We start from the raw sequence: 2,500 nt of genomic DNA, 5'->3' as shown, positions 1-2,500 counted from the left end.
GCTCCTCTCAAATATCCTACGCCCGCGCCGGATAGGGACCGAACTGTCTCACGACGTTCTGAACCCAGCTCGCGTACCGCTTTAATGGGCGAACAGCCCAACCCTTGGGACCTACTACAGCCCCAGGATGCGATGAGCCGACATCGAGGTGCCAAACCACTCCGTCGATGTGAACTCTTGGGAGTGATAAGCCTGTTATCCCCAGGGTAGCTTTTATCCGTTGAGCGATGGCAATCCCACTTTATACCACCGGATCACTAAGTCCTAGTTTCCTACCTGCTCCACCCGTCGGTGTCGCAGTCAAGCCTTCTTATGCCTTTGCACTCTGCGAATGGTTTCCAACCATTCTGAGAAGACCTTTGAGCGCCTCCGATACCCTTTCGGAGGCGACCGCCCCAGTCAAACTCCCCACCTGACATTGTCCACTGCCCGGATCACGGGCACATGTTAGAAATCCAATACTGCAAGGGTGGTATCCCAACAGTGGCTCCACCACGACCGGAGTCGTAGCTTCCAAGCCTCCCACCTATCCTGTGCATGCAATACCGAATCCCAGTATCAAGCTAGAGTAAAGCTCCATGGGGTCTTTCCGTCCTGGCGCAGGTAACCAGCATCTTCACTGGTATTTCAATTTCACCGGGTGCATTGTCGAGACAGTGCCCAAATCATTACGCCTTTCGTGCGGGTCGGAACTTACCCGACAAGGAATTTCGCTACCTTAGGACCGTTATAGTTACGGCCGCCGTTTACTGGGGCTTAAGTTCAACGCTTCGGATTGCTCCTAACATCTCCCCTTAACCTTCCAGCACCGGGCAGGCGTCAGCCCATATACTTCACCTTTCGGTTTTGCATAGACCTGTGTTTTTGCTAAACAGTTGCTTGGGCCAATTCTCTGCGGCCTGTATTTCTACAGGCACCTCTTCTCCCGAAGTTACGAGGTTATTTTGCCGAGTTCCTTAACAATGCTTCTCCCGTCGGCCTTAGGATTCTCTCCTCATCCACCTGTGTCGGTTTACGGTACGGGCTTATATAAAACAATAGCGGCTTTTCTTGGCAGTTAGCTCACCAGCTTCCCTACTTTAAATTTCGGTCCGCATCACGTCTTCGTATTGTGTGACGGATTTGCCTGCCACACTACTACCACGCTTGCACCGGTTTTTCCATTCCCGGCTCTGGCTTTCTCTCTGCGTCCCCACAGTTCTGTTTATATAAGGTACAGGAATTTCAACCTGTTGTCCATCGACTACGTCTTTCGACCTCGCCTTAGGTCCCGACTTACCCAGAGCAGATCAGCTTTACTCTGGAAACCTTGGATATTCGGCCTAGAAGATTCTCACTTCTATCTCGCTACTCATTCCGGCATTCTCTCTTCTTAACACTCCACGTCTCCTTACGGTAACGCTTCGTCGCAGTTAAGAATGCTCCTCTACCAATTGCATGAATGCAATTCCACAGCTTCGGTGTCGTGTTTTAGCCCCGGACATTTTCGGCGCAGGACCTCTCGACTAGTGAGCTATTACGCACTCTTTTAATGTATGGCTGCTTCTAAGCCAACATCCTAGTTGTTTTCGAAATCCCACATCCTTTTCCACTTAACACGCACTTTGGGACCTTAGCTGGTGGTCTGGGCTTTTTCCCTTTTGACTACCCAACTTATCTCGTGTAGTCTGACTCCTGATCATCATCTGTATGGCATTCGGAGTTTGATAATCTTCGGTAAGCTTTGACGCCCCCTAGGATATTCAGTGCTCTACCTCCATCAGACTAAATCAAGGCTAGCCCTAAAGCTATTTCGAGGAGAACCAGCTATCTCCGGGTTCGATTGGAATTTCTCCCCTACCCACACCTCATCACCACCCTTTTCAACGGATGTGTGTTCGGTCCTCCACCACCTTTTACGGCAGCTTCAACCTGGACATGGGTAGATCACCCGGTTTCGGGTCTACATTCACTGACTTGCATTATTCGTAAGAATAATTACGCCCTATTCAGACTTGGTTTCCCTTCGGCTTCAGTCTTTACGACCTTAACCTTGCCAGTAAATGTAACTCGCCGGACCGTTCTACAAAAAGTACGCGGTTCCTCTGTAAATAGAGGTTCCACAGCTTGTAAACACAGGGTTTCAGGTTCTCTTTCACTCCCCTCCCGGGGTTCTTTTCACCTTTCCTTCACAGTACTATGCTCTATCGGTCACTAAGTAGTATTTAGCCTTGGGGGGTGGTCCCCCCGACTTCCCACAAGGTTTCTCGTGTCTCGTGGTACTTCGGATCCCGCTCGCTGTCTTCGGATTTTGCATACGAGGCTTTCACTCTCTTTGGCTGGCTTTCCCAAAACCATTCTGCTATCCTAAAACTCACTTGTTGCGGTCCATAACCCCGAAGAATAAATTCTTCGGTTTAGGCTGTTTCCATTTCGCTCGCCGCTACTTTGGAAATCGAGTTTTCTTTCTTTTCCTCCGGGTACTTAGATGTTTCAGTTCCCCGGGTTCCCTCTGTATGGC

At 50.0% G+C, this 2,500-nt stretch carries 1 rRNA gene (cut by both window edges); it reads right to left on the bottom strand.

Annotation, left to right across the window (positions count from 1 at the left end):
* Nucleotides 1–2,500 (bottom strand): 23S ribosomal RNA (locus RBU59_RS18335) (it extends past both window edges: 251 nt to the left, 167 nt to the right).

Source organism: Anaerocolumna sp. MB42-C2, assembly GCF_030913705.1.
Taxonomy (GTDB): Bacteria; Bacillota; Clostridia; order Lachnospirales; family Lachnospiraceae; genus Anaerocolumna.
This window is presented reverse-complemented; position numbering and strand designations above follow the sequence as displayed.